At 55.1% G+C, this 23,398-nt stretch carries 25 protein-coding genes; 14 read left to right on the forward strand and 11 right to left on the reverse strand.

From position 1 onward, the window contains the following. Nucleotides 1-516 precede the first annotated feature (516 nt). The 4 genes from ACR0MO_RS09015 to ACR0MO_RS09030 are packed head-to-tail and all read left to right on the forward strand — an operon-like array spanning nt 517 to nt 4,088. Nucleotides 517-1,563 carry a DUF1214 domain-containing protein gene (locus ACR0MO_RS09015; protein ID WP_480890785.1) on the forward strand — a complete coding sequence of 349 codons (1,047 nt, stop codon included), beginning with the start codon at nt 517-519 and terminating at the stop codon, nt 1,561-1,563. Next, entirely contained in the window at nt 1,560-2,636 is a 1,077-nt protein-coding gene (locus tag ACR0MO_RS09020; protein WP_480890788.1) for a DUF1254 domain-containing protein, read from the forward strand. The genes ACR0MO_RS09015 and ACR0MO_RS09020 overlap by 4 nt, the downstream gene beginning before the upstream one ends. 55 nt (nt 2,637-2,691) lie before the next feature. Next, the gene (locus tag ACR0MO_RS09025; protein ID WP_480890790.1) at nt 2,692-2,964 is read left to right on the forward strand and encodes a DUF3302 domain-containing protein; all 273 of its coding nucleotides are present in this window, start codon (nt 2,692-2,694) and stop codon (nt 2,962-2,964) included. Then, nucleotides 2,961-4,088 (forward strand): HlyD family secretion protein, encoded by a 1,128-nt coding sequence (locus tag ACR0MO_RS09030; RefSeq protein ID WP_480890793.1) that lies wholly within the window; start codon nt 2,961-2,963, stop codon nt 4,086-4,088. Before ACR0MO_RS09025 ends, ACR0MO_RS09030 begins: the two co-directional genes overlap by 4 nt. 525 nt (nt 4,089-4,613) lie before the next feature. Here the strand turns inward: ACR0MO_RS09030 and ACR0MO_RS09035 are convergent. Further along, complete coding sequence (locus tag ACR0MO_RS09035; protein WP_480627386.1) at nt 4,614-5,534, reverse strand: LysR family transcriptional regulator; 921 nt, start codon at nt 5,532-5,534, stop codon at nt 4,614-4,616. 115 nt (nt 5,535-5,649) lie between these two features. Between ACR0MO_RS09035 and ACR0MO_RS09040 the strand changes: the two genes are divergently transcribed. The 4 genes from ACR0MO_RS09040 (at nt 5,650) to ACR0MO_RS09055 (ending at nt 8,168) form a co-directional block, all read left to right on the forward strand. Then, on the forward strand, nt 5,650-6,231 hold the full coding sequence (locus tag ACR0MO_RS09040; protein WP_480890796.1) for a glutathione S-transferase family protein: 582 nt from the start codon (nt 5,650-5,652) through the stop codon (nt 6,229-6,231). A 41-nt stretch (nt 6,232-6,272) separates the two neighbouring features. After that, nucleotides 6,273-7,160, forward strand: a complete 888-nt coding sequence (locus tag ACR0MO_RS09045; protein WP_480890798.1) for a DMT family transporter — start codon at nt 6,273-6,275, stop codon at nt 7,158-7,160. Between the two features lie 39 nt (nt 7,161-7,199). Beyond that, nucleotides 7,200-7,577, forward strand: a complete 378-nt coding sequence (locus ACR0MO_RS09050; protein WP_170623095.1) for a nuclear transport factor 2 family protein — start codon at nt 7,200-7,202, stop codon at nt 7,575-7,577. A gap of 93 nt (nt 7,578-7,670) precedes the next feature. Beyond that, complete coding sequence (locus tag ACR0MO_RS09055; protein ID WP_480890800.1) at nt 7,671-8,168, forward strand: DUF6653 family protein; 498 nt, start codon at nt 7,671-7,673, stop codon at nt 8,166-8,168. Between the two features lie 67 nt (nt 8,169-8,235). On the opposite strand, the gene ACR0MO_RS09060 is transcribed toward ACR0MO_RS09055, so the two are convergent. After that, complete coding sequence (locus ACR0MO_RS09060) at nt 8,236-8,835, reverse strand: HdeD family acid-resistance protein (RefSeq protein ID WP_480890802.1); 600 nt, start codon at nt 8,833-8,835, stop codon at nt 8,236-8,238. A gap of 20 nt (nt 8,836-8,855) precedes the next feature. Beyond that, on the reverse strand, nt 8,856-9,167 hold the full coding sequence (locus tag ACR0MO_RS09065; protein WP_480890804.1) for a hypothetical protein: 312 nt from the start codon (nt 9,165-9,167) through the stop codon (nt 8,856-8,858). Nucleotides 9,168-9,330: 163 nt separating this feature from the next. Between ACR0MO_RS09065 and ACR0MO_RS09070 the strand changes: the two genes are divergently transcribed. Both ACR0MO_RS09070 and ACR0MO_RS09075 read left to right on the forward strand, forming a co-directional pair. After that, nucleotides 9,331-10,923, forward strand: a complete 1,593-nt coding sequence (locus tag ACR0MO_RS09070) for a tetratricopeptide repeat protein (protein WP_170451074.1) — start codon at nt 9,331-9,333, stop codon at nt 10,921-10,923. Between the two features lie 97 nt (nt 10,924-11,020). Continuing rightward, a complete protein-coding gene (locus ACR0MO_RS09075; protein WP_170646575.1) occupies nt 11,021-11,251 on the forward strand; it encodes a hypothetical protein in 231 nt (76 codons plus the stop codon). Between the two features lie 299 nt (nt 11,252-11,550). Here the strand turns inward: ACR0MO_RS09075 and ACR0MO_RS09080 are convergent, their stop codons facing one another. Then, nucleotides 11,551-12,339: a VOC family protein gene (locus ACR0MO_RS09080; protein WP_480890807.1), complete on the reverse strand. Its 789-nt coding sequence runs from the start codon at nt 12,337-12,339 to the stop codon at nt 11,551-11,553. A 365-nt stretch (nt 12,340-12,704) separates the two neighbouring features. Continuing rightward, a complete protein-coding gene (locus ACR0MO_RS09085) occupies nt 12,705-13,130 on the reverse strand; it encodes a VOC family protein (RefSeq protein WP_170511118.1) in 426 nt (141 codons plus the stop codon). A 104-nt stretch (nt 13,131-13,234) separates the two neighbouring features. Here ACR0MO_RS09085 and ACR0MO_RS09090 point away from each other — a divergent pair, with 104 nt between their 5' ends. Beyond that, entirely contained in the window at nt 13,235-13,828 is a 594-nt protein-coding gene (locus tag ACR0MO_RS09090) for a TetR/AcrR family transcriptional regulator (protein ID WP_480890810.1), read from the forward strand. Between the two features lie 144 nt (nt 13,829-13,972). Here ACR0MO_RS09090 and ACR0MO_RS09095 read toward each other — a convergent pair whose 3' ends face one another. Both ACR0MO_RS09095 and ACR0MO_RS09100 read right to left on the reverse strand, forming a co-directional pair. Continuing rightward, nucleotides 13,973-14,785 carry an SDR family oxidoreductase gene (locus tag ACR0MO_RS09095; RefSeq protein WP_170623086.1) on the reverse strand — a complete coding sequence of 271 codons (813 nt, stop codon included), beginning with the start codon at nt 14,783-14,785 and terminating at the stop codon, nt 13,973-13,975. Nucleotides 14,786-14,797: 12 nt separating this feature from the next. After that, on the reverse strand, nt 14,798-15,655 hold the full coding sequence (locus ACR0MO_RS09100) for an SDR family oxidoreductase (protein ID WP_480627388.1): 858 nt from the start codon (nt 15,653-15,655) through the stop codon (nt 14,798-14,800). Nucleotides 15,656-15,829: 174 nt separating this feature from the next. Between ACR0MO_RS09100 and ACR0MO_RS09105 the strand changes: the two genes are divergently transcribed. Next, the gene (locus ACR0MO_RS09105; protein ID WP_170623084.1) at nt 15,830-16,720 is read left to right on the forward strand and encodes an AraC family transcriptional regulator; all 891 of its coding nucleotides are present in this window, start codon (nt 15,830-15,832) and stop codon (nt 16,718-16,720) included. Nucleotides 16,721-17,085: 365 nt separating this feature from the next. Here ACR0MO_RS09105 and ACR0MO_RS09110 read toward each other — a convergent pair whose 3' ends face one another. The 3 genes from ACR0MO_RS09110 to ACR0MO_RS09120 all read right to left on the reverse strand — a co-directional run bounded on the left by ACR0MO_RS09110 (nt 17,086) and on the right by ACR0MO_RS09120 (nt 18,966). Next, nucleotides 17,086-17,622 carry a hypothetical protein gene (locus ACR0MO_RS09110; protein WP_480890813.1) on the reverse strand — a complete coding sequence of 179 codons (537 nt, stop codon included), beginning with the start codon at nt 17,620-17,622 and terminating at the stop codon, nt 17,086-17,088. Beyond that, the gene (locus ACR0MO_RS09115) at nt 17,606-18,376 is read right to left on the reverse strand and encodes a hypothetical protein (protein WP_480881865.1); all 771 of its coding nucleotides are present in this window, start codon (nt 18,374-18,376) and stop codon (nt 17,606-17,608) included. The genes ACR0MO_RS09110 and ACR0MO_RS09115 overlap by 17 nt, the downstream gene beginning before the upstream one ends. A gap of 74 nt (nt 18,377-18,450) precedes the next feature. Beyond that, the gene (locus ACR0MO_RS09120) at nt 18,451-18,966 is read right to left on the reverse strand and encodes a DUF805 domain-containing protein (protein WP_117870863.1); all 516 of its coding nucleotides are present in this window, start codon (nt 18,964-18,966) and stop codon (nt 18,451-18,453) included. Nucleotides 18,967-19,359: 393 nt separating this feature from the next. On the opposite strand from ACR0MO_RS09120, the gene ACR0MO_RS09125 reads away from it, so the two are divergent. Together ACR0MO_RS09125 and ACR0MO_RS09130 are read left to right on the forward strand one after the other, a co-directional pair. Continuing rightward, on the forward strand, nt 19,360-19,659 hold the full coding sequence (locus tag ACR0MO_RS09125; RefSeq protein WP_170471152.1) for a hypothetical protein: 300 nt from the start codon (nt 19,360-19,362) through the stop codon (nt 19,657-19,659). A 124-nt stretch (nt 19,660-19,783) separates the two neighbouring features. Beyond that, the gene (locus ACR0MO_RS09130; RefSeq protein WP_480890817.1) at nt 19,784-21,328 is read left to right on the forward strand and encodes a ShlB/FhaC/HecB family hemolysin secretion/activation protein; all 1,545 of its coding nucleotides are present in this window, start codon (nt 19,784-19,786) and stop codon (nt 21,326-21,328) included. A gap of 1,888 nt (nt 21,329-23,216) precedes the next feature. Here the strand turns inward: ACR0MO_RS09130 and ACR0MO_RS09135 are convergent. After that, entirely contained in the window at nt 23,217-23,372 is a 156-nt protein-coding gene (locus tag ACR0MO_RS09135) for a hypothetical protein (RefSeq protein WP_170452363.1), read from the reverse strand. Nucleotides 23,373-23,398 lie beyond the last annotated feature (26 nt).

The following is a 23,398-nucleotide window of genomic DNA, read 5'->3' on the forward strand; positions in this document are numbered from 1 at the left end:
AATGTAACTATTGCAGTGAAAGATTCAATATCAACCGGTGCATCCACGTCGAACTCCAGGCAAACCGAAGAGATTCAGAACGCCGGGAAACTCAACTTTAACCCGATACACTCTCGTTCAAGAAGCATTGTTATTGCTAAATCCGGACTACAAATATCAGAGCCAATCAAAAGCTCTAGAAGGGTCCAAAGCCGACGATCCTCACAGAGGTTCACAATTACCGCTGTGCTGACGAAACGGCCATTCGCCGCAAGTTTGCCAATGACCGCTTTGGGGAAGCCAGTCGAAGGCGGCGGTATATGATCAACAATGGTGCCGAAACTTGGTGAGACAAAGGCTCATTCTTGAAGGGTTTTGGGCCACGTCAAACTCATTCGTTTTCTACGGACATACAACTCCCGTATAAATTGTGCGTCACAACAGCGCCCAATCCCCAGAAGTTTGACCTAGATTGGCTCAGTGTTACGTTCAAGGTGATAAACTCGAAATCATTGGATCAAGAAGGCACGAAACGACATGTTGATACGCAAGCTGTGCAATCTGATATTGTTTCTGCCGTTCTTTGCTGTTCCTGCATTTGCTCAGGACACCATCGAAAACTATATCCGCGAGTATCCCAACCAGGAACAGGTGCGCATGATGCAGCGCTGGCTCGAAACCAACGAGCCGGGCAGCTTTCAGTTCACGGGACTCGTCGATCCCACCGATGACACGGTGATCACGCCCCAGGCGACGGTGAATTACGGCTATAACTGGTTCAGCCTGTCCGAAGGCCCGGCGATCATCCACACGCCGCAATACGACCGCTATTTCTCGGTGTCGATTTTCGACATGAAGCACAACATACCGGGCGTCATCGTGAATCCGGATTTGCCGATCCTGCTGTACCGACCCGGGCAATCCCTGCCCGAGGGCAACTTCCACAAATTGGCTCTCGAAACCGACCAAGGGCTTGCCTTTAGCCGAATGGTCGTCGTCGACAATCTTGACGAGGTCATGGCACTGAGCGGTGAGATTGTGATGGAAGGCGGCCAGGGTGACATGGACCGCGACGTGCAGCGATTTTCGCCTGAAACCGAGGCTGCGGCACTGACGCTCATCGAAACAGCGGTACCGCTTGTAGATACCGACAAGATATTCGGGTCGGTTTCAGGCGATGTGGGCGAGATTCACGCTGCGGTCGGCGTGTTCCAAGGACAGCTTGGCACGCCGTCCAACGTGGTGAGGTACGGCCTGCTTGCGTTTGACGAAAACAGCCAGCCGTTCAACGGTGAAGACACCTACATTCTGACAGTCCCTGCAAACATCGTCGAAGAAGGCGGCTATTTCTCCGTTACGGTCTATGCGTCCGCCAACAAACTGCTGATCCCGAACGACAAGGGCATCTATGATCAAACCAGCTATACAGCCGAGCCGAATGAAGACGGCACCTATACCGTAACGCTCAGCCCGTCCGGCGAGGGGCAGAACGGCATTCCGACCGGAACGCCATTTTATGGCGTCCTTCGCGCCTATGTTCCGGTTCCCGGCGCTGACTTGACAGTCGAGGTTGAAACAAAATGAAAAGCGCATCCAGCAAGTTCCACAAGATTGCAGCCGCCTTGTTGTGCAGCACTCTGATCGTACCGACGGTGCTAGCGGATATCCCGGACATAGACAGTTCCGGCTGGTCCACAGATCCGAACGATTACGGGATGAGCGCCGCCGAATACATCAACGCAGATAGCCGGGCGTTTTTCGCGAACTTCATGGGCCGCTCTGGTATCAACCAATTCTTTCACTTCACGAATCTGTCTACCGCCGACGACCGCTGGGTCGTTTCGCCCAATAACGATACGATCTATTCGATTGCGATTGTTAATGCGAGACAGGGGTTCACGCTGGACGTGCCAGATGTGGGCGACCGGTTTCTATCGATCCAGATCATCACGGAAGACCACATGACGCCGTTCTACCTGTATGGGGACGGTCAATACACGTTCTCGTCCGAGGATATCGAGACCGATTTCGTCGCCGTTGGCATTCGGACCGGAACGGATGCTACGGCCGACGATGTACGCGTGGTGACCGAAGAACTGCAGCCGCAATATGCGATTTCAGGCGCGGCGCCAGAGGATGATCTGCCGAGTTTTGACGCGGAGGCACTTGAAAGGGTGCGCGCCGCCCTGCTGACGGAGTATTCCAAGCTGCCTTCCTCGTTTGGCGCAATGCAGAAGCGGGTCGCCGATGTCGAGGACTGGGAGTATTTCACCTATGTCACGGCAGGCGCCTGGGGTTTGTCGGCGGACGAAAACGCAATGTACGCTATCGGTGGTCCTGAAAACGCGGTGGGAGGCGCTTGCTACACAGCAACTTTCCCGAAAGTACCGGTCGATGCATTCTTCTCCATCACGGTATATGGCCCGCAGAAATACCTCATGTCGGACACCGATAACATCGTCAGCTCAAACCAGGGCGTTGTCAGCAACGACGACGGCTCGTTTGACGTTGCATTCGGTGGCGAGGACTGTCGCGCACTTGCTCCCAACTTCGCCTTCACACCCGAAGACGGTTGGAACCTGCTGCTTCGGGCATATCGACCGGATGTCGAAGAATTTCGAGCCTACCGTGTTCCGGAAATTGTTCCGGCGAATTAGACCAATATAGCTCGGTGGGCACAGCTAATACAGGGAGGCATTTAGAGAGAGCGGCTTGGACATTTTTGCGTGGGTCGTGCTTGTCATACTGATCATAACAGCCATCGTAAGATTTGTGATCCTGGCAATGTTACCGGGGAAAATCGCGAAGCAACGCGAGCATCCCCAAGCAGATGCGATCAATGTCGCTGGCTGGGTGGGAGCGATTACTTTTGGCATATTTTGGCCGCTTGCATTGATTTGGGCATTCACAAAGTCGCCGCTGCAAACAATAACGAATTCAGCAACCGAAGCTGAAACCAGTGCTCGGTCGAAAGGCGCGTCATGATTGTCTTCCTGACCCTCATATATGTTGCTGTCCTTTTCACTCTTGTAAAACTCAAGGTTCTTCCAAACTCCAAGGCGACGTGGCTTTCCACCATTGGGTGGATGGTTATCCTGCTCATCTTCCTTTTCATTCCCATGCAGTGGGGTGCACCCTCCGGGCCGGTCAAGGTTCTCACCAGAGCAGTTTCAATCGTGCCTAACGTCGCTGGCGAGGTTGTCGAGGTCGTGGCAGAACCGAATGTTCCGATGCAAGAGGGTGACGTGTTGTTCCGTATTGATCCGGAACCCTTCGAAATTGCGGTTGAACGAGCGCAAGCAACTGTTTCACGTGTCGAGGCACAAATTCGGCAGGACCGTGAGAATCTTGCGTCCGCCGAGGCGCAACTGCATCAGGCAATTGCGCAAAGAGACTTGGCTCAATCACGCTTTGAGGATGATAGTAGGCTTGTCGAAAGCGGGGCTATTTCGGAAAATCGGCTCGAAACCCGACAGTCTAGTCTCGACACGGCACAAGGCTCAGTTGATCAAGCGCAGGCCGCCGTGTCTCGGGCACAGGTCGAACTCGACGCGCTGACACTCGATGGAGTCGTTGCCAAGCTTGCAGAGGCGCAAGCGGCGCTTGATCAGGCGCAGTGGAATCTGCAAGAGACAATTGTCCGTGCCCCTTCGGAAGGCTTTGTAAACAACCTTGCCATCACAGAAGGTCAAAGAGTGGTTTCGTTCCCGTTTTCGCCCGCGGGGGTATTCGTTGACACCGCTGAAAAAGCTTTGGTCGTTCAGGTGCATCAGATCTATATGCGCCATCTTCGGCCAGGTCAACCTACTGAAATTGCTTTCAAAATTAGACCGGGAGAGCTAGTAACAGGTACGGTAGGTACAATCTTCGACGTTTCGTCACAAGGACAAGCGCAAGTGACCGGCACGGTGTTTCAAGCGGGGCAGATCGTAAGTGAGCCATTTATCGTGACGATTGTGCCTGATGACCCTGCACTACTGGACACGATTCCGCCAGGCGCGGCCGGAGTGGCGGCAATTTACACTGAGGCAGCAGGAGCAACTCACGTCATTCGCAAAGTAATTGTCAGGATGAATTCGATCCTGAATTACATCAGACCAGGACTGTAGGCGCACGGACGCCACTCGAAATTAGTACATTCGCTAGGTGTTTTCGGCAGAACCAGAAATATTTTAGCCATGCTTAGCCCGTCATTAGGGCTGTAGAAACTTCTCAAATTCATGCTAGCGCGATAGTTGACCTGTGTAGCAACGAGGAACCGACTCGATTTGCCGCTGGCATAGCCAAAATCCCCGATCAGAGATCCACTTTTTGCATAGGTCTTATCGAGAAGTGCTTTGTATGTTGCAAAGCAAGAGACTTTGAGGACCGACCCCTAGCGCTAAAGTGGAAGCGGACATCGGTACAAGCTGCAGCATTTGTCACTTTGGGCTCAAGCGCTGACTTTGGAGCAGACGCAGCAATTGACCCTGCCCCGCTTGCCACGACCCAACCACGGCCCGATCCAGCCGTTCACGAACGTGTCCGACGCTGCACTACAGCATTCCCCGAAGAAGACATTGCCGGACTGCCCCGCACTTTGGGTGTTCTTGGTCGTTCCAAGTTTATTGTTTGAGTATCATCGGCCCTTGTCCCTAAAGCGGACCTGCATCCATATCCCAATAAGGTGCGTCGTGCCCGATGCGTTCAACGACGAAATCCAAAAACGCGCGAACTTTCGCTGGCATGTGCTTTCGTTCGGGGAAGACTGCGTACAGCGCCTGTTCAGGCAGGCGATATTCGGGCAGCACCCTGACCAGACGGCCACTGGTCAAGTGGGCTCCTGCAATAAAGGTCGGCAGGCGACCGATACCAAGACCGTCAAGCAGCACGGTGCACAGGGCTTCACTGTTGTTCACGCGCAGAACACCGGATGTCTGAACGCGCACGTCACCCGCGGGCCCGGCTAAGCGCCATTCCGAAGGGTCGCGCGAATAGGCATAGTGAAGGCAGGAATGCGCCAGAAGATCCTCGGGTGTTTCTGGCGTTCCGAACTTCGCAAGATAGACCGGCGAGGCGACGATCACGCTGTGGATCGGGGCGAGTTTGCGTGCGATCAGGGCCGAGTTCGGCAACGTTCCGGCGCGTAAGGCCACGTCGATGCCCCCTTCGACGAGATCGACAAATTTGTCATCCATTGTCAGATCAATTCTAATCCCCGGATATTGCCTGAGGAATGCAGCAATCAGAGGCGCAACATGCAGTTGACCAAAGGACATGGGTGTACTGAGCCTTAGTAATCCAACCGGTTGCCCCTGCAACGCCGCAACTGCGTCTTCGGCGTCCTGCGCTGCGCCAAGCGCCTGCTCCGCGTGGGCCAGATAGATTTCTCCCGCCTCGGTAAGGGAAATGGACCGCGTCGACCGATGAAAAAGCTGCGTTCCCAGATGTGCCTCCAGTACACCGATCCGCTTGCTGACTGCTGATTTTGTAAGACCCAGATGCCGCGCGGCGGCTGCGAACCCGCCACGGTCCGCCACGGCAACAAAGACGGGGATTGCGCCAATTTCAGTCATGTTTTGCGATCCTTTGGGTGAATTATTCTCACCTATAAGTTTCAAATTCACACGATTATCATCAAATAGAAAGCCTAATAGTTATCTGCATGTCCTGTTAACGCCGAAGGCTGCCATGCCCAAGATGCTTATCAACGGAGTTCTGCGTGACAGACCGCTCGCCTCGGACGGTCGTTTTCACCGCCTGCAAAGCCCATTCACGAGCCACATCAGCGTGCAACCGGGCGCCCCGTTTCCTAACACGCCCGGCCGGTACCACCTTTACCTGTCCAAAGCCTGCCCCTGGTGTCATGGCGTCGATCTGATTCTAACTTTGAAAGGCTTACGCAATGCGTTCAGCATCACATGGATGGACCCGGTCATGTCGGAAAACGGCTGGGTCATCGACCAGACGCTATTCGACGACCAAAGCGGTGTAAAACGCACCCGCTTCCTTTACGAAGTCTGTCAGAGTGCCAAGCCGGATTACACGGGTCTGATCAGCGTGCCTGTGCTACTGGACAAGGTTACGGGCCGGATCGTCAGCACCGAATCGGCCGAGATCATGGGATTGCCGAGCGTGGCCAACACTGTGGACATGGCCCATATCCGTCAGCATTACTTCCGCAGCCATCGGCACATCAACCCCAGCGGAATTATCCCGATCGGCCCGGCTTCTCTGCGCACAGCCGATGTGCCGGAAATGGGGGCCGCGTGATGCCTGATATAGTCAGAAGATCCCGTGTATCAGCGCTGATCATGGCCATCGGCGTCCTGGTGGGGGTCAGTTTCACTTTGTCCAAATTCGTCTCGATGGCGGGAATATCTGCTCTGACCGCTTTGTTCTGGCAGGTTTTGCTGGCAAGCATCGCGCTGTTGGCGTTGTGTTTGCTGCCGAAGAAGCGGGTGGCGCTCGACACGCGGCACATCCCCTATTATGTCGGTGCCGGAGTTTTCGGTGTCAGCGGCCCCGCTGTGATCGGGTTTCTGGTGCTGGAGCACGTGAGCCTTGGGTTCTATTCCGCCCTTGTCACGCTGTCACCGCTGTTTACCTTTGCGATAACGGCACTGATCGCGCGCAGGACGCTGCCGTTGCACCGCCTGATTGGTATTCTGATCGGCCTTGCAGAGGTCAGCCTTGCCACCATGGGTGGATTTGACCTGTCGGGTGTCGAGCCGGCGTGGATTGCCTTGTCGCTTTTGGGGCCCTTGTTTCTGGCCTGCGGCAACGTCTTTCGCAGCTATGCCTACCCGCCCGGCGGCGATCCGTTGGGGCTGGCGACCGGAACGCTTCTGTCACAGCTGGTGCTGATTTCCGCCCTGTTACTGGGACGCGGCAGCACAATCAGCGACGTCTCGGTGCCCCCTGCCCTGCTTGGCGCAATCTTAGGCATCGGATCCATCACCGCGCTCTGCTATGCGCTGACCTTCGAAGTACAGCGGCGCACGGATGGCGTTGGGTTCGCGCAGGTCGGCTATTTTGCCACGCTTTCCGGCATCGCAATCGGGGCAATTGTCTTTCGGGAACCTCTTGGCCTCGGACTGCTTGGGTCCCTCGCAATCCTGTTCCTTGGGCTAGCCGTCACCAACAGCCACCTGAAACTCCCGCCGATCCTGCACCGACGTTCACAGGCCAACCAGACTTAGACCCACCGAAAACTTTCAAACAGAAAAGGAAACCAAAACATGCAAATCACGGCCCCCACCACAGCGGCTCACGCACCCCGGATCGCGTCCCTTTATTCAGCGGTTGACGCGCTCGACGAAGCCGGCGTTGTCGAGCATGTCACCGAAGACGTGCAATTCCAGCTTGGCAATTTCGAACAGATTGACGGGCGCATAGCCGTGCAAGCCGCGAACGCGGAATTCTTTGCCACGATCCAGGGTATGCAACATACCATCACCGGCATCTGGTCCAGCGGCGATACCGCGTTCTGCGACGGCACCGTTCACTACACGCGCAAGGACCAAAGCACACACGACGTGCGCTTTGCTGCACGGTTCAACTTTCGCGAGGACAGGATCGCGGATTACCGGGTGTATGTGGATATCTCGGGTCTTTGACCCGCATGGTCAGAGCGGCGCGCGTTGCCTGCCGCTCTGGCCGACGCGGGCAGAAGCGGCCATAATTGCGATCCAGCTTCGGAAGAGGGTTCGATGACCGATCGCAGCATTCTGGAAAAGCTCATGACGATGTCCGATGTCGTCTGGGACCGGCACACCAACCCGTGGAGCGGCTGGAGCCGTCTGAGCATCCCGCCCCTGTTCGTTCTGGCCGTCTGGAGCCGGGTTTGGCAGGGCTGGTGGTGCCTTGTTCCAATCGGAATTGTTGTCTTCTGGACATGGTGGAACCCGCGCGCCTTCCGCAAAACGGCCAATCCGGATAACTGGATGTCCAAAGGTGTACTTGGGGAACGGATCTGGCTTGCGCGCGCGAAATCGCCGGTCCCTGCAAGGCACCGCCAGATGCCTCTTGTTCTGGCCGCAGTCAGCGCGGTCGGTATCGGCCCCTTGGTCTGGGGGCTTTGGCAGCTTCAAATCTGGCCGACGCTTCTGGGGTTGCTGCTGGTTATGGGTGGCAAGCTGTGGTTTCTGGACCGCATGGTCCGGCTGTTTGAAGACACTCGGGCGGCGAGCGCCGGGCAAGGAATATAGCGGCGCAGTGAAAACGGAAAGCAGGAGCATCAGATGCCCCTGCCATTCCGGGTTCGCCAGGGCGCGCTTAAGCTTGCGGGCCCCCATGCGCCAAGGACCGCTGCACCAGCCCCAAAGACATCAGGGATACACCGGCGAATATCAGGTTCAGGCCGGCAAGAACCCCCAGCAGAACAAGGGACGTGCCATTGACGATACCGGACAGGATCAGGCCGCCAAGCAGGATGGCCATCGCGCCGGACGCAATCATCAGCGCCATGGGCCGCTCCTGACGCGACCGAATGGCAATTACGATCCGCAACACACCTTCGGCCAGAAAAACCGCGCCAAGCGCAAGGGTCAGTGCCAGAACGCCGCCGAACGGATCAAGCAACAGAACAAGCCCCGCAAGCGCGTTCAGAACACCGATGGCCAACAGCCAGAAGAACCCTTTCCACGCCTTTTCCGCAAATGCCTGAATCGCTGTGACGATGCCTCCGCCCAGCAGGGCCACGCCGACAAAGGCTTCGACGGCCAGCGTGGACATCAGCGGGAAGGCTACGGCGCACAGCCCTACACAGAGCATGGCGACGCCGAGCACAATCAGCCAGGCCGGTCGAGGCTGCCAACCGGCGGCCTCTTCCATGAGCGCGGGTTTCGGCACGGTTTCATTAACTGAATCAGTCATGTCGACCTCCGGGATCAGGGTCAGGCGACCGACTTGTCGAGATGATCGCGATAGGCGGCAACGGCGGCGTGCAAGGCTTCCCAATGGTTCTTCGCCTGATCATGCGCTTCCGTCACAGCGTCTTCGCCTTCTTTCTGGATGCGATCGGCAAGGTCAGTGACCTTGTCATTTGCTTCCTGCAGATCGGATTGCAGCTTTGTCACCTGCTCCTGGGTCCACTTGTCGGTCGCGTCGCCCGCGTCCTTGACCTTCTGTTCGAACGATTTCAGCTCGTCCTCGACACGGGTATAGTCGTCCTTGGCTTTCTGTACGAATTCGGAAAATGTTGTCATGGTTCAGTCCTTTCATGGGTCATATGTTTGCTGGGCTCTTTTGAGCGCCATGGCCCAGACCCTCGCAGATCCACGGCCCGCATCCGAGTGAGTCACGGTTAAACCGTCGCGCTGTCTTGTGGCGCTGCTCGTCATCGGACAAAGTTGAGCGACGGAGGGAAACATGCTTGCCGAAGTAAGCTCTGCCATCGATCCAAGCGCTATTCAGGAACAGTTGAAGCGCGTCCTCGTCAGTCCGCATTTCGCGGATACCACGCGCCTGAACCGCTTTCTGTCGCATATTGTCGGCGAAGCGCTTGCCGGACGGTCCGAGACGCTGAAAGGCTATGCAATCGGCATTGACGTTTTCGACAAGCCCGAGGATTTCGACCCCACCATCGACACGATCGTTCGGGTTCAGGCCAATAAAATGCGCAGCCGGCTGGATCTCTATTACGCTCAGGAAGGGCGCGAGGACCCGGTTCGAATACATATTCCCAAGGGGTCCTACGCCCCGGTTTTTGAGATCGCGTTTGACCCCGAACGCCGGACCGATGCCGAAACGCCCCCGGCGCCAACCGGACGGGTCGCGGTGGCCGTGATGCCCTTTGACAACTTGAGCGGAGACCCGTCGCAGGAATATCTGGCCGATGGGTTTACCGAGGAAATCATCTCGGCCATCGCCCGGTTTCGCGAGGTGAGCGTGCTGTCCCGGCACGTCACCTTTCGCTTTCGCGGCCGCGGCCGCGATCCGCGCGCGGTCGGAAGCGAACTCGACGTCCAATATCTGGTCGAAGGCAGCGTGCGACATTGGGACAACAAGCTGCGCGTCACCGCCCAGCTTATTGACGCGGAAACCGGCCAACAGGTTTCCGCGGACACTTATGACCGCGACCTGAGCGCGGACAGCCTATTTGAAATTCAGGACGATATCGCCGCCCGGATCGCCACGGAAATCGCGGAACCCCACGGAGTGATCCATCGAACAGGTGCAGTGCAGCGCAGGGCACAGACGCACACGCTGGATGCCTATCAGTGCAGGTTGCTGGCCACCGAATACTGGCGTGAACCCACGGTTAAAAAACACAAGAAGGTCCGCGACCTGCTGGAGCGCGCCGTTGAGATTGATCCCGAATATGCCGGCGCCTGGGGGATGCTCGCGATTGTCTACGGCGACGAACTGCGCGGCGGGTTCAATTTTCGCAAGTCCCCCCCGCCCTTTGATCGCGCGCTGGAGGCCGCACAGCGGTCGGTCGCTCTGGATCCGCTGAACGCAACCGGCCAGCACGCATTGTTTTTGACCCATTTTCATCGTGGAGAGTTCGAAAGCTTTGAAGACGCGGCTGATAAAGCATTGCGGGCCAATCCGAATTATCCAGACATGTTGGCCGATCTGGCGGCCTGCTTTGCGTTGCGCGGCGATCTTGAACAGGCCGCGAGACTGAGCGCCCGCGCGATCGAGCTGAGCCCCAACCCGCCCGGCTGGTACCACGCAAGCACGTTCCTGATCTGTTTCATGAAAGATGATTACAGCGGCGCGCGTTCAGCGGCGCGCAAAGTCGGTGGTGGCATGTGGAATGGTTCTGAAGTGCTTGAGCTTATGTGCATCCCATACACGGAACCGGACGCCGACCTGGATTCAACCCTGTTGGCCCTGAAGACCAACATTCCCGATGTTGACCGTTTTATCCAGACGCTCTACGCGATCTGGCATGTGCCATCTGACATCTCACAGAAAATGACCGAAGCGCTGCGCACAACCGGGGCGTTGGACTGAGGTTCGGCCGTCAGGGATTTAACGGTGACTCACTCTGCCCTTTCCACCTCTGCGCGTAGGTTGGTCCTGACATCACAACCAGACCCGGAAACGACCAATGCTAACTTTGCCACAGCGCCTTGATCTGATGAAACTCGCAACGGACATCGCCAAGACCAAAGCCGGTTGGTCGGAAGAAAAGCCGGCCAAACTGGAAGAAGACATCCTGTCCATTTATGAGAGGCTCAGGCCAAGTGTCGAAAGCGGCAGCGCCTTTGAGAACACCAGCATGTCTGATGTGAAAACCGCCGTTGACGTCGCCTCGACCATCGACGGATTTCTGGAATAGCCGGTCCTTGTTTTCAAGGCCAAACAATGCCGTTTCGCATCAGGATGTTGCGTGCTCACAATTCTAACAACTATCAAGTGCAATCGCCCCGACCCGAACCTCAAGTATGGTTCTCGCACACTTCGCTAGCAGCGCGCTTTCCTGCCTTCGCTGCGATTGTGAAAACTGGCGCTAAATGTATTATCTCTAACGGGGCAAAGTGGAATTGCGTTACGCTTGTACTATAGTCAGATTTGAGATTTTTGACCCACTTGAGGATGCCGTTATAAACAATAGACTGCGAACCTTGCGACCGAGCATCAATTCTGGACGACACAGCACAATGCCCCAGTTGCATCGCATACCAGACCATTCTCAAAAGTGTTTTTATTATTCTGATGACGAGCAAGCACGGAACCTGGGCCTGAGTTGATCTTGCTCAGCGCGTTTTCGAGAAAGTCGACGCGAACACCCGGCGCCCACGCCACGTTGTTGTTGGGAACTGCAGGTTCCGCTGCACATATCGCCAACACTTCGTCTTTTAGACTAATTGGTCTCTGTGACGAAGGTACGTTTCTAGCAGGTGAGAGATTCCATCCGAACATTTGGTGGTAGAAGTTGTCGGGGAATACGCCGCTACGGGATAGGTAGTGTTCATGCGTAAACTGACGAGCGGGGACAGGGTATTCGTGTCGCGAAACTGATACACCGAAGAATGCGCCAAGCGGATCACGTAAGAGGCAGTTCCGACCAACCCCAGGAACTTCAAAGGGAGGTTTCACTACTGATCCTTCAAGCTTGACGGCGAGTTTGGCGGCCTGATCTACGTCTTCGACTTCAACATAAGGAATCCACCCTTCAAAGAGCACCAGATTTTGAGAAACAATCCCGGCCCCTGCCTCTCCATCGAGAGTGGCGAGGACAAAATCTCTATGGCCGCCGCCCCATGCGAAATCTGTGGCGTGTTCGACAATATAGCTCCAACCTGCCACGCTTTCGTAAAATGACCTGGAAGCTTCCACATCAGGCGTGAAAAGATCGTGCCAGACAATTCGGCCAACTTTTTCTTTTGTCACCGCGACTTCATCCAAACTGCTTCGGTTCGCCATAACTCTCGTTTGAGGTCCAAATATTGATGCAGATCAATTTGCGCGGTTCTGGTCCGTGAAGTCACTTAATTCAGTGGCTCCGTTGGCGGTCAGCCATTCTGCAAATTTACCCATATCATCCGTTGCGGGGCGATCCGAAGGCTAGGCGAAGCAATATTTACCAGCGTTAACGGCTTCACTGAAGGGTTGTATCAGGCGGCCGTGTTCGATGTAGCGTTCGAACATGGGCACAGGTAACAAGGCCGCCCCAGTACCATAGGTGGCCAACTCGGCGAGGGCCACTGATCTGTCCAGAATTGGTCCCTTTACACGCGGGCAAATCGTTCCAACTGCTTCGAACTAACCTGGCCACCCGGCACCCTGAATTACGACGGCACCGCGTCGGCCGCGTATTGCGACAGGAATTCCTCTGAGGGTGGGATCTGAGTGATGACGTCAATCAGTACCCCGTTTGGATCGCGATAAATCGCATGGCGTTGACCAAACGGCTCGCTCACAAGTGACTTTGCCACCGGAACTCCTTCCGACCGAAGTCGTTCATCCACTTTGTCGACATCCTCGACTTCAAAGTTGAGGATCATACCCTTAGACGCACCGCGGGAAACCTCTGGGATCGTCTCGTGGTTTGACTGGACGACCGCGAGATTGACCGACGGATCCGCTTCACTTTGTAGATGCACATACCAATCCGCCTCGAATGCTGCGCGGAAGCCAAAGTGACGTTTGTAGAACTCTGCCGTTTCAGAAACCGTTTCAGACTGAATGACCGGGTAATATTGAGTGACACGCATTTCTTTATCTCCCTAACTTACATGCAATGTGTATGTATCATAGATTTGCAAATACATGCAAGATGTATGTAAGGTGCTTGTAGTGATATTCGGAGCCGTCAATCTTGCCCCCAGAAAAACCCGCCCGACGCAGCCAAGCAGACCGGCGCGCAGAAACGCGTGCCAAACTCCTGGTGGCCGCCCGTGAACTGTTTGTGGATTCGGGATTTGCCGATACTGCAACCCCTGACATTGTACGTAAGGCCAGCGTAACTCGGGGCGCACTGTATCATCATTTCAAGGACAAGGCTGACCTTTTCCGCGCCGTCGCAGAAGAGGAGGCCAAAGCGATCTCACACCATATTGACCAAGCAACCCGCAATGTGGCCGATCCCGAACAGGCCATGGTGACAGGATCGAATGCCTTTTTTGAAGCGATGTTGGTTCCAGGTCGGGTGCGCCTCCTGATGGAAGAGGCACCAGCGGTATTAGGGCATAGCGTTGCTGTCGCGTTGACTCGAGCCAATGGAACAGCAGAACTTCGTGAAGGGCTTTCGCGGGCTCGTCCTGAGCATTCACCAGAGCAGATCGATGCTTTGACTAATTTGTTGTCGGCAGCGTTTGATCGCGCCGCTCTTGAGATCGCCTATGGGGGCGACCCAGTGACTTACAAGAAAGCTATGAACCACTTGGTTGGTGAAGTGCTCAAGGGAAAATAGCAGACCTCGGAAGCCCCGCAGTATGGGTCCCTACCCTTTCTTCCGTGAGTTACTCGGCCCATACCAGACTCTCGTCGTGTCAAACGATGCCGCAGCGCAGCTTCCCGAAAGCGGACCTCGCTGTCGCTGCGGTACCGCCAAGCCTTACTCTTTCATCAACTCTTTGATCCCGCCGATAAAGGTCGCGTCGTCCTGTGTCTTGCGCCTGTCGAGCAACTCCACCGCATCCACTCCTGCCCGGTACCTGAGGCGGTCACCGCTGTCATTGGCAGCGTCCCAGATGACGTCTGCAACCGTCTCTGGGGCGGACGGATTAGACGCCAGCTTTCCGAAGACTCGCCCCATGGCTTCGGCCATCGGCGCGTAGTCCGCAAGGTCCTCTTCCATGGCGAAGTCGAATGAACTCCCGCCAAAGTTGGTTTTGATCATGCCGGGTTCGACGATGCGGACATGGATTCCGAGCGGTTCAAGCTCGTAATGTAGTGCTTCCGACAGACCTTCGACCGCGAACTTCGTCCCATGGTAGAGCGTGCCGAGCGGGAATGTGATCTGGCCGCCGATGGATGAGATGTTGATGATCGTGCCTGCGCGGTTTGCACGCATATGCGGCAGTACGGCTTTCGTGACCTCCATCAGTCCAATCACGTTGGTATCGAACTGGCGGCGGATGCGATCCATCGAGAAAGCCTCCAGCGCGCCGTATGCTCCGTAACCCGCATTGTTGAGAAGGACATCGATCTTGCCAAAACGGTCGATGCCGGCGGCGACGGCGTCCGTGATCGAAGCGGGATCGGTGACATCGAGACGCACGACCTGGACGTTGTCTAGTTCGGCAAGGTCGCCTGCGCTGTCGGGGTTGCGCATGGTGGCGACGACATTCCAGCCTTTGGTTTGGAAATGTTTGGCAGTGGCCTCTCCAATGCCCGAGGAGGCGCCGGTGATCAGAATGGTTTTCATGAGGTATCTCCTTCAGGCGTTGAGCTTGAGCATATCTTCGATGCCGAAGTTGGTCATGACAGTGCGGGTGACTTCGTGAAGCACGTGATTGTAGCGCTCGATCTCTGGGCCAACGCCCACGTGATCCACAACGGTACGGAACGGCTTTTGTCCGAAGGGTTTTTCCAGAAGGTCGACAACCGCTTCCGCAATCCGCTCCGGGCGTTGATCGGGTGTCGCCGTTATCATCTCGGCCAAGCCGACTGCGGACATTGCGGGTACCGCTGCGAACTCCCCAAACTGCGCCTCGCGTTCCGGGTCGGCTGGCGCGACCATTCCGTCGAAGAAGGCAGTCGGCATGGCGCCTGGTTCGAAGATGCAGGATTCAATCCCAAACCCAGACAATTCGGTCCGATAGCATTCAACGATCGCTTCCAGTGCCCATTTCGACGCGGAATAGGTTCCATAGAACGGTGTCGCGATCCGGCCGATCAGGCTGGAGGTGTATAGAACCGTCCCCCGCCCCTGCGCCCGCATATGGGGCAACGCCGCGCGCATGACACGCTGCACACCCATGACATTCACATCAAAGACACGTGCCATATCCTCGGGCGACATCAACTCTTGTATCCCGTATGAGCCGATCCCGGCATTGTTGAAAAGGACGTCAATGCCATCGTGATGGGCAATGGCTTCGGCCATCCCACGCTCGGTGCTGGCCGTGTCGGTCACGTCCATTTCGACGATGGACGCCCCCGCCACTTCAAGCTCGGCAACTGTCTCGGCGCTCTTTCCCTCGCGGCTTCGAACACTTCCAGCAACCTGATAGCCTTGTTCAAGAAGCGCGAGCGCAGTCGGCTTTCCAAACCCGCCTGCGATACCGGTGATCATAACCTTTTGGATGTCGGTCTCCTTTGCTGTGTCTTGATCACGTTAGTCGCATCATGCGCTTCATTCTTTTCCGATTGACCAGAATACTTGCCTGATCCTCCAGAAATAGAGATTTCTGTTTTGGTGGGGTGTGTGGTGATGCTATCGAAAGACGTCCTTAGGGAGGCCTTCGACATGACGAGCGAAAATCTGTTATCTCACATCACCGCGCTGCTCGATCAAGCAGGCATCGCTGAAGGTTCATTTCATCATGCGCAGAGCGGCACCCACCTCCTGCGGCATCACGCGACAACCGACTTGAGTGCAACCGTCTATCGACCGCTACTTTGTCTTATCCTGCAAGGCGCAAAGCAGGTCGGGTCCAGCACTCGAACACTCACGGTCGGCGCCGGGCGGTCGCTTATCGTCAGCCATACCTTGCCGGTTGTTTCGCGCATTACAGAGGCCTCCCCCGGGGCGCCCTACACGGCCTTGGTCCTTCCTCTCGAACTCGATCTTCTCAGGTCACTAGCGCCTTCGGTGTCCTCCACCTTGAGTGTGAAGTCCGCTGATCCATTCTCGATCTGTTTGTGTGACACCGATCCAGGTCTGACAGACGCACTTCACCGCTATTTCCTTCAGTGCGAGGAAGGGGAAACGCGGCATCTGTTGGCACCGATTACGTCCCGCGAAATCCATGCAAGACTTTTGATCGGACAACATGCGCAGACCCTGCAAAGGCTTCTCTGGCAAGAGAGCACCGCCAGCCGAATTTTAATGGCAACCCGCGAAATACAGGCAAACCTGTCGGAAACCATCGCTGTCAGAAATCTGGCTGAGAGGATCGGGATGAGCAACTCGGCCTTCTTCGAGCACTTCAAAGCTGTCACAGGAACTTCACCGCTCCAATATCAGAAGGAGCTGCGCTTGTTGAAGGCCAGAGACGACCTAAGAACAAGTCGCGCCAAGATTTCCGAAGTCGCATTCGCTGTGGGCTACGAAAGCTCCGCACAGTTCTCGAGAGAGTATTCGCGCAAGTTCGGCAGAGCGCCCAGGCAAGACCGTGCTCTGGAAGCTGCCGGTTGATGAGCCTCTGACTGGCATTGGCGGCCCAAAGCCGCCATTGGCCCAGAACCTTCATCGCTGCAATGCGGCCCGCCAAAGCCGTCATTCGCCGCGACTGCAAACTCAGGGCTATCGCGAACACACAGTTTGCGGGACAATACTGTCACTCGCCTGTTGAGGGTGGATGACCACAGGCAGCCCGAAGCGGACATTCGTAACAAGAATTTGCAATTTCCGAGACTGGGTGTAGGTGCGTTTAAACTGCTACATGTATAAGATTGATTTTATAAATTAATATGCTGAAACTTCGCCCAAAAGTTTGCATGCTACAGAGAACCCATCGAACAAACAGGCTCTCAGGCTTCTATACGGTGCCCAATTGCAGTTTACTCCCAATCACCAGCAGACGAGCGCCACGCTTTAGCTTCCGCGTCCCAAACACTGGCCGTAACGCAAGGCGTTGGGTTTATTCCGTCGCAATTGGATCCATGAATACCTGCCACAACAACGCGTTGGCGCCCAAATTCAACGACTGTCCAGCCTTGATTGAGCAAGGAGTGCACCTCTTCACCAACCCAAAAATGCGACATGCATCCGCCAGTTCCGCAATAAAGAGATGCGGCGCTTGAACACGCGAAACCAGACTCATTCAGAACCCAGTCGCGTCGTAGATCTCCGTCGAGATCGGCCCTCTCAACCGCACCCCAGTCTAAGTCAAACTGACCGTCGTTGAACTCCGCGCAGGCCTGTGCCGCCAGATCAACCTTCGCCTGCAAACCGGGCGGAAGTTGCGATACATCAGCCGCGACAGCTGGTGAGTTCCATACTAGACCAGAGACCAGCACAAACCTGGAAACTAAACCTTTCAATTGACGCACTATTTGGGAAGCTGTTTGGAAGGTGGCATCAATTGCACTGATCATATCTGTAGTCCCCGTATTCCAGCCAGTTTACCGAGCCTTCGCTAAAAATCAGAAACTCGGACCTGTCTTCCCCAAGCAGGGCGACGACAAATCCGGCGGGAGGCTCATAGTTTCCAAAGTAACTGTAGGCCGTCATGGCTCTGATCGACTTGCCGTTGACCGTTACTCGCGCGTCCCATTCTCCCTCCGGGTTGTCCAAAATTACCGGTTCGATGACACGCTCTACCGCTCCGCCACCACAATAGACGATGCCTTCTGGGGGTTCGTAGGAGGCCCCCTGGCTAGCACCTGAATCGCAGGCGGAGCGAAGGGATCGAATTGCCGCGCTGGAACCTTTCAAGTCAAAGATTCCGTAGCTGACATCTTGATCAATCATGGACAGGTTAACGGATGCATTGGCCGCGAGCTGTTCCAGTACAAAACCATAATCCTGCTGACTATTGAAACTGACCTCGACAGGATAATTGTCGACGATCTGCACGTCAGCGTTTCCTGCGCCAACCTGAAATGCCCCGACTTCGGTGGTGCCGTTCTTCAAAAATCGAATGGAGAGCCCCTGCTTTTCCACGATGTCCTGGCTATCCTCATACCCAGCCGGAGCAAAGCGGATACGATTACACTGAAGTTCCAGCGTCATGTTTCCGGTCTGAAAAAAAGCATTGGGGTTAGGCCCGGAGTTGAACGACCACTCCGCTGATGCCGTAGTCGACATAACCATCAGTAGCATTCCAATGGAAATCGATTTGAAACTCATTTTCTCTCTCCATGGTGTTGTGGTTCGTACTGTCATTCAGCCAGAGTTTCCGGCCCGTTACTCGGGCAACCAGGTTAGGAAACAGGTGCGCCGTATTCGTTTGCGCCTTCTTGGGAAGGTCGCGTCAGCCACCAGATCATCAGGATGGACAGAACCAATTGAAGAATTGAGACAACAACAATGCCGGTCACGCCCAGGACGGCCGCAGGTCCTCGCAATGCATCGGGGTTTTCGGTCCCTTGCTCCAATACCGAGAAGAACGCCACCCCACCCAGCATAACAAAAAGAGTTACAATGCTGAGCGCCATCGGCAGTAGCAAGTACCAGCCAGGTCGTCCTGTATCGTGCAGCCTCCGCCAACCGGCGGCCAGCATAGGTATGAGAACGGCCAGTTGGAAAACAGAGGACAAAACCCGTGATCCCTGCCCCGTTTCAGGGTTGGTCCCGAATAGGATCGTATCCAGCACAGCTAAAGCCGCACTCACGAGAACCACAAACAAGAAGAACCACCAGTATTCTGAGCGTATAGCCCGACCGGAAAACTGGAAGTATTTCGAGAAACACGTTTTAACGGCTTCACCAAATCCCATTTTTCAATCCTTTCTTAGTTTCTGTGCGGCCTCAGAACGCCTCGCGGACCCAAAAGCACGCCTTCGCCCTTCTGGGTTTTCCCGCCTTCTATTTTTGTTTGAACGCCAAAAACCTATCTTTCAAAAAGGTAGCGAAATTTACGCGCGGAAAAAATGTTGATTTATGAAAAATAAGATTCAAACATGCGAATTCGACTAAGCTTTATTTGACCCACGTTGTTATCGGCCCCGGCAATCAACTCGATATCGTTCCCCCGACCAATCCGTTGGCGACAAATCTTTGAGATAGGTAAGCACCGGATCGAGCTGTGCTCAATTGGCTGAGTAGAAGCGGACGCTTCAAAAAGGAGCATCCAATTTCACTAGATTCGATGGACCCTGATGGAGAAGAAAATGACCAAAAAGACAGTGATGATTGCAGGCACAACTTTGTTTGCATTGCTTGCGGCATGTGACGAAACGAGTACGTCTAGCGCGTCCGCCGAACCCACACCCGCTCAGCAGGCATGTTTGCGAGATGTGGCCAAAACCACGAACAATTCGCAAGTGGTTGTGCTCTCGTCCGCGTTTAGCGAAGCTGGAACACAAGTCACTGTCGGCGTTGGTGAGGATCGTGCTCCTTGGAATTGTATTGCTTACACGGATGGTGCGACAGCTGGTATCGAGTTCCTGGGCGACGAAGGCGCACTGTAATCTGGTCGCTGTGTATCTCGAAAGCACCAGTCGTGATCAAATTTGAGTACCGGTAAGCTCAGACATTCAAACCTCGTAATAGGATTGGGTTTTAACATGCTCAATCATGCTAAGGTTGTAGAAAATGCCTGTAACCAACTCGGTTGTAAATGCGATCATTTGCACTTTTTTGGCTATTGTATCAGTCCCAAAATACGGCATGGCCCAAACTTGGGACATCGCATCCCAGCACTCTGTCAGTGGCGTAACGGTGTATGATACCGATGAGCTGTTAACGTTTGCCGGTCAGTTGGCCTTTGACCGGTCGGGGCGCATCACAGCGGCGGATGTCGCATCAACGATTACGCAGATCTACCGAGAAGACGGTTACTTCTTGGCTGAGGCCTGGCCTGGTCCCGATGGGCAGAGCATAGTTGTTGATGAAGGGCGTATTCAAACCATCGAAATAGAGGGGGTAGATACGCGCACGTTCCAAACCTTGGAAAATATCTTTCGCCCCCTCACTACCGCATATCCTATAACTCTAAAACGATTTGAGCGGGCCGTTATGTTAGCCGAGGACATACCCGACTTGGACGTGTCGACCGAACTTGATTACCCGGATCAGGCTGGTGCTCGGCTGAGAGTGTTAGGAGAACCTCTACGCAAACAAGCCGGCAGTGCGACACTCGACAACCCTCCGCGTGAGCTTGGAGAGGCGCTCAGCTTCTATATCGTACAAGAGTTTTATTCGACGCTGACCGTCGGCGATTTGCTGCGCTTTGAGGGGTCAGGCAACCACAATTGGGACAAAGACGACGAACATTCATTGTGGGGCGCTGTTACCTATCGCGCACCGTTGAACAGCAATGGCCTGTACGGTGAGATTTTCTACGGAAACATAAACGCAAAACGTGACCTCTCGGGGGAATTTGCGAGAACAGATGTTGATGGCGAGAACCTCACCGTCGCGTTGGGTTACCCCGTGATCCGCGATGTGGCCCGCTATGGGTACCTTCTGCTGGACTATCGCCTTTCCGAAGCAGACTCAGTCAGTGGCGGCGTTCCATTGTCTAGTGACGCGAGTGTCGTTGGCCTTACATATCTTTACGGGCAAAACTATCCAAAAGGTCAAGCTCTGGAAGCGGGACTAACCTTATCTTTTGGCGATAACGACAATGACACGACGGACGCGAATTTTGACGACGGAGACTCTTCGTTCTGGCATCTGCGGGGCGGCATTGGATACGAAAGCCCGCTAACGAGCTTGTCGCCCAACACAGCTTGGCGCACTGAGATTTGGGGGCAGTACACCACCGACCGGCTGCCCTCGGTCGAGGAGTACTTCCTTGGTGATCGTTATGCTTTGCGTGGATATCGGTTTGACGAAGTGGATGGTGATTCCGGGATTTCCGCGATTTTCGAAGTGTCTCACTCCTACTTTCCAAGTTCCCAAAGCATTCATCGCTTAACGCCCTTTGTCTTTTTCGACGTGGGCTACATCTCGAACAATGACCCTGCGAGTTTTGAAGTTGATAGTGCTACACTGGCCTCGACAGGTCTGGGTTTGGACATTGAGTTTAAGCAAAACCTATTCCTGTCCGGATATGTCGGTGTCCCTTTGAGAGACGGTCCGTTGACTGACTCTGGCGATCCTGGCGCGTATCTTGCTCTGACAACAAGTTGGTGAGGATGTTATGAAACGGAACCGCATTGTTTTACTTTCCGCAGCTTGTTTGGTCGCAGAGCTGGCCGCCACGCAGGTCGTCGCCCGCGGCAATCATTACGGGTGGTGCCGTGGCGTAGGGAACCCACACCAATCGAGCCAAGGATGTGGGCAGGCCGGCGGGCAAGGGGCAGGCAACCAAATTACCGGTCCAACGCAGCCGGTGGCAAATCAGTTGCCACCTCAGGGAACGCCGCAAACGCCCACCTCCGTTGCTGTGCCGGTCCTTGCGCCGGGCGCGGTCCCGAATGCAATTCCCGGTCGGGTTCCTATCGCGACGCCAATAGCGATTCCCGGTCAAGTTCCAACGCCAATCGTAGCGCCGACCCTAGCTCCGCCCTTGGTGCCAAATCCAACACCAAACCAGGTTCCGACAGCCGTTCCCAATCAGGTTCCGCCATTGGCTACTGTGCCGCCGCAAGTTCCGACTGCGACTCCTTATCAAGTTCCGATAGCTGTCCCTGGCCAGGTGCCGCCTCAGCCTAATGTGCCGCCCCTTGTGCCAACCGCGACACCCAACCAAATACCAGTCGCCGTTCCTGGTCAGATTCCTCCTCAGCCTACCGGCCAAACTGCTGTGCCACCGCTCGTCCCGTCCGCGACTCCTAATCAGGTTCCCATAGCGGTTCCTGGCCAGGTTCCACAGTTGACACCAAGACCTACGGCAACTCACGTGGCCGTCCCAGGACATAAGAATCCACAAGGTGTCGTGACAATCATGCGCCCTAGGCCGAGGCCAACAACCGGTACTGTTCAGCAACCTGGCTCAACACAAGTGACCCACCACTTAAGTCACCAAAGCAACTCAAAGAAACACGATCACGTCGCAGCAATACCTGGACGGCATGACCCGCACGACCTACCGAGATTCCGCAACGCGGCGGCCAAGGAAAACTGGGAATGTGTTGCCAGCGGATTCGGACAGCGCCGGTATGATGCTGGGCGAGGCGTATTGCTCAACAACGGAGCGTTGCGGCACCTCGGAAACGTGGACGCTATGGCACGAGATGTCCCTGCACGGCATCCAAAACACTCTGGATGCATTATTTCGGTTAAACGAAAGCAGCGCTGAAGCTCACTTGGTGGGTTTTGCTCGGACAATGAGATTAATCGACCAAAAGTTCCTCAATTGTCATCTGGATAATTGGATTTCGTATTGCTTTATTCCCTGGCGATTACGTTGGCCGACGTAGCCCGACAATGCTCCGCACCTAAATTTACTTCAAATAGGCCAACAATCTATACTGCCGCACTTCCACGAAGAGCCTCCGACCATCTGGGCCGGTCAGGTTAGGCACGCGAAACTTTGCAAAGTCAGCTTTCTGCGCATTGTTGTCATTCGGGCATCGCGCAGCATCGGTCAGAGTGGGCTCACAACAGCCGTTGGTTACACTTCACGTGAATGTCGGCTTCCGACATTCAGATCAGGTTTGTTTAGCCCGCTCCCCCTATCCTCTTCACTGTTAGTCGTAAGAAATTCCCTGATCATCAGAGAAAAATTCCCTGTTAATCGATCTAGGGAAAATCCACGCAAGCCACTGTTTTTAAGAGTAACTTCGAGCTCCAAACCTCCGAAAACGGCCTAAATCTATTAGTTTTCCCTGTAAATTCCCTGTTTACAGGGAATTTTGGGCCGAGACTAGCTAGCTACAAACTGCCTGCACAGCCATGATTTTCCCTTAAATCACGCACTGAATATTTGGTCGCCTATTACCGCGTGTTTTCAGCAGGTTATCATCCGGCTATTCCAGCTGAGACCCGAGTTTACGCGCAACAATGGTCGATTTCGGGCCGCAGTCTCAGTTCGCGATTCCGGCGGTACGAGTTTGGTGACTTTGGGAGTGTCTGTAGATCAGAGCACAGCGAACTGCTTATGCTGATCCGACCAGATCGCCGGAAAGCCCGACTTGATCAGGTAATCCGTGGTCAGGCCATCAGGTTGTTCGCCCGCAGCGATGGCATCCAGAATATCAGGCGCCAGCATTGCCAGATCGACGACATCTTGCACCCGGCGTTCTCCGCAAGCTGGGCTCA

This window comes from Ruegeria sp. K5, assembly GCF_056531805.1.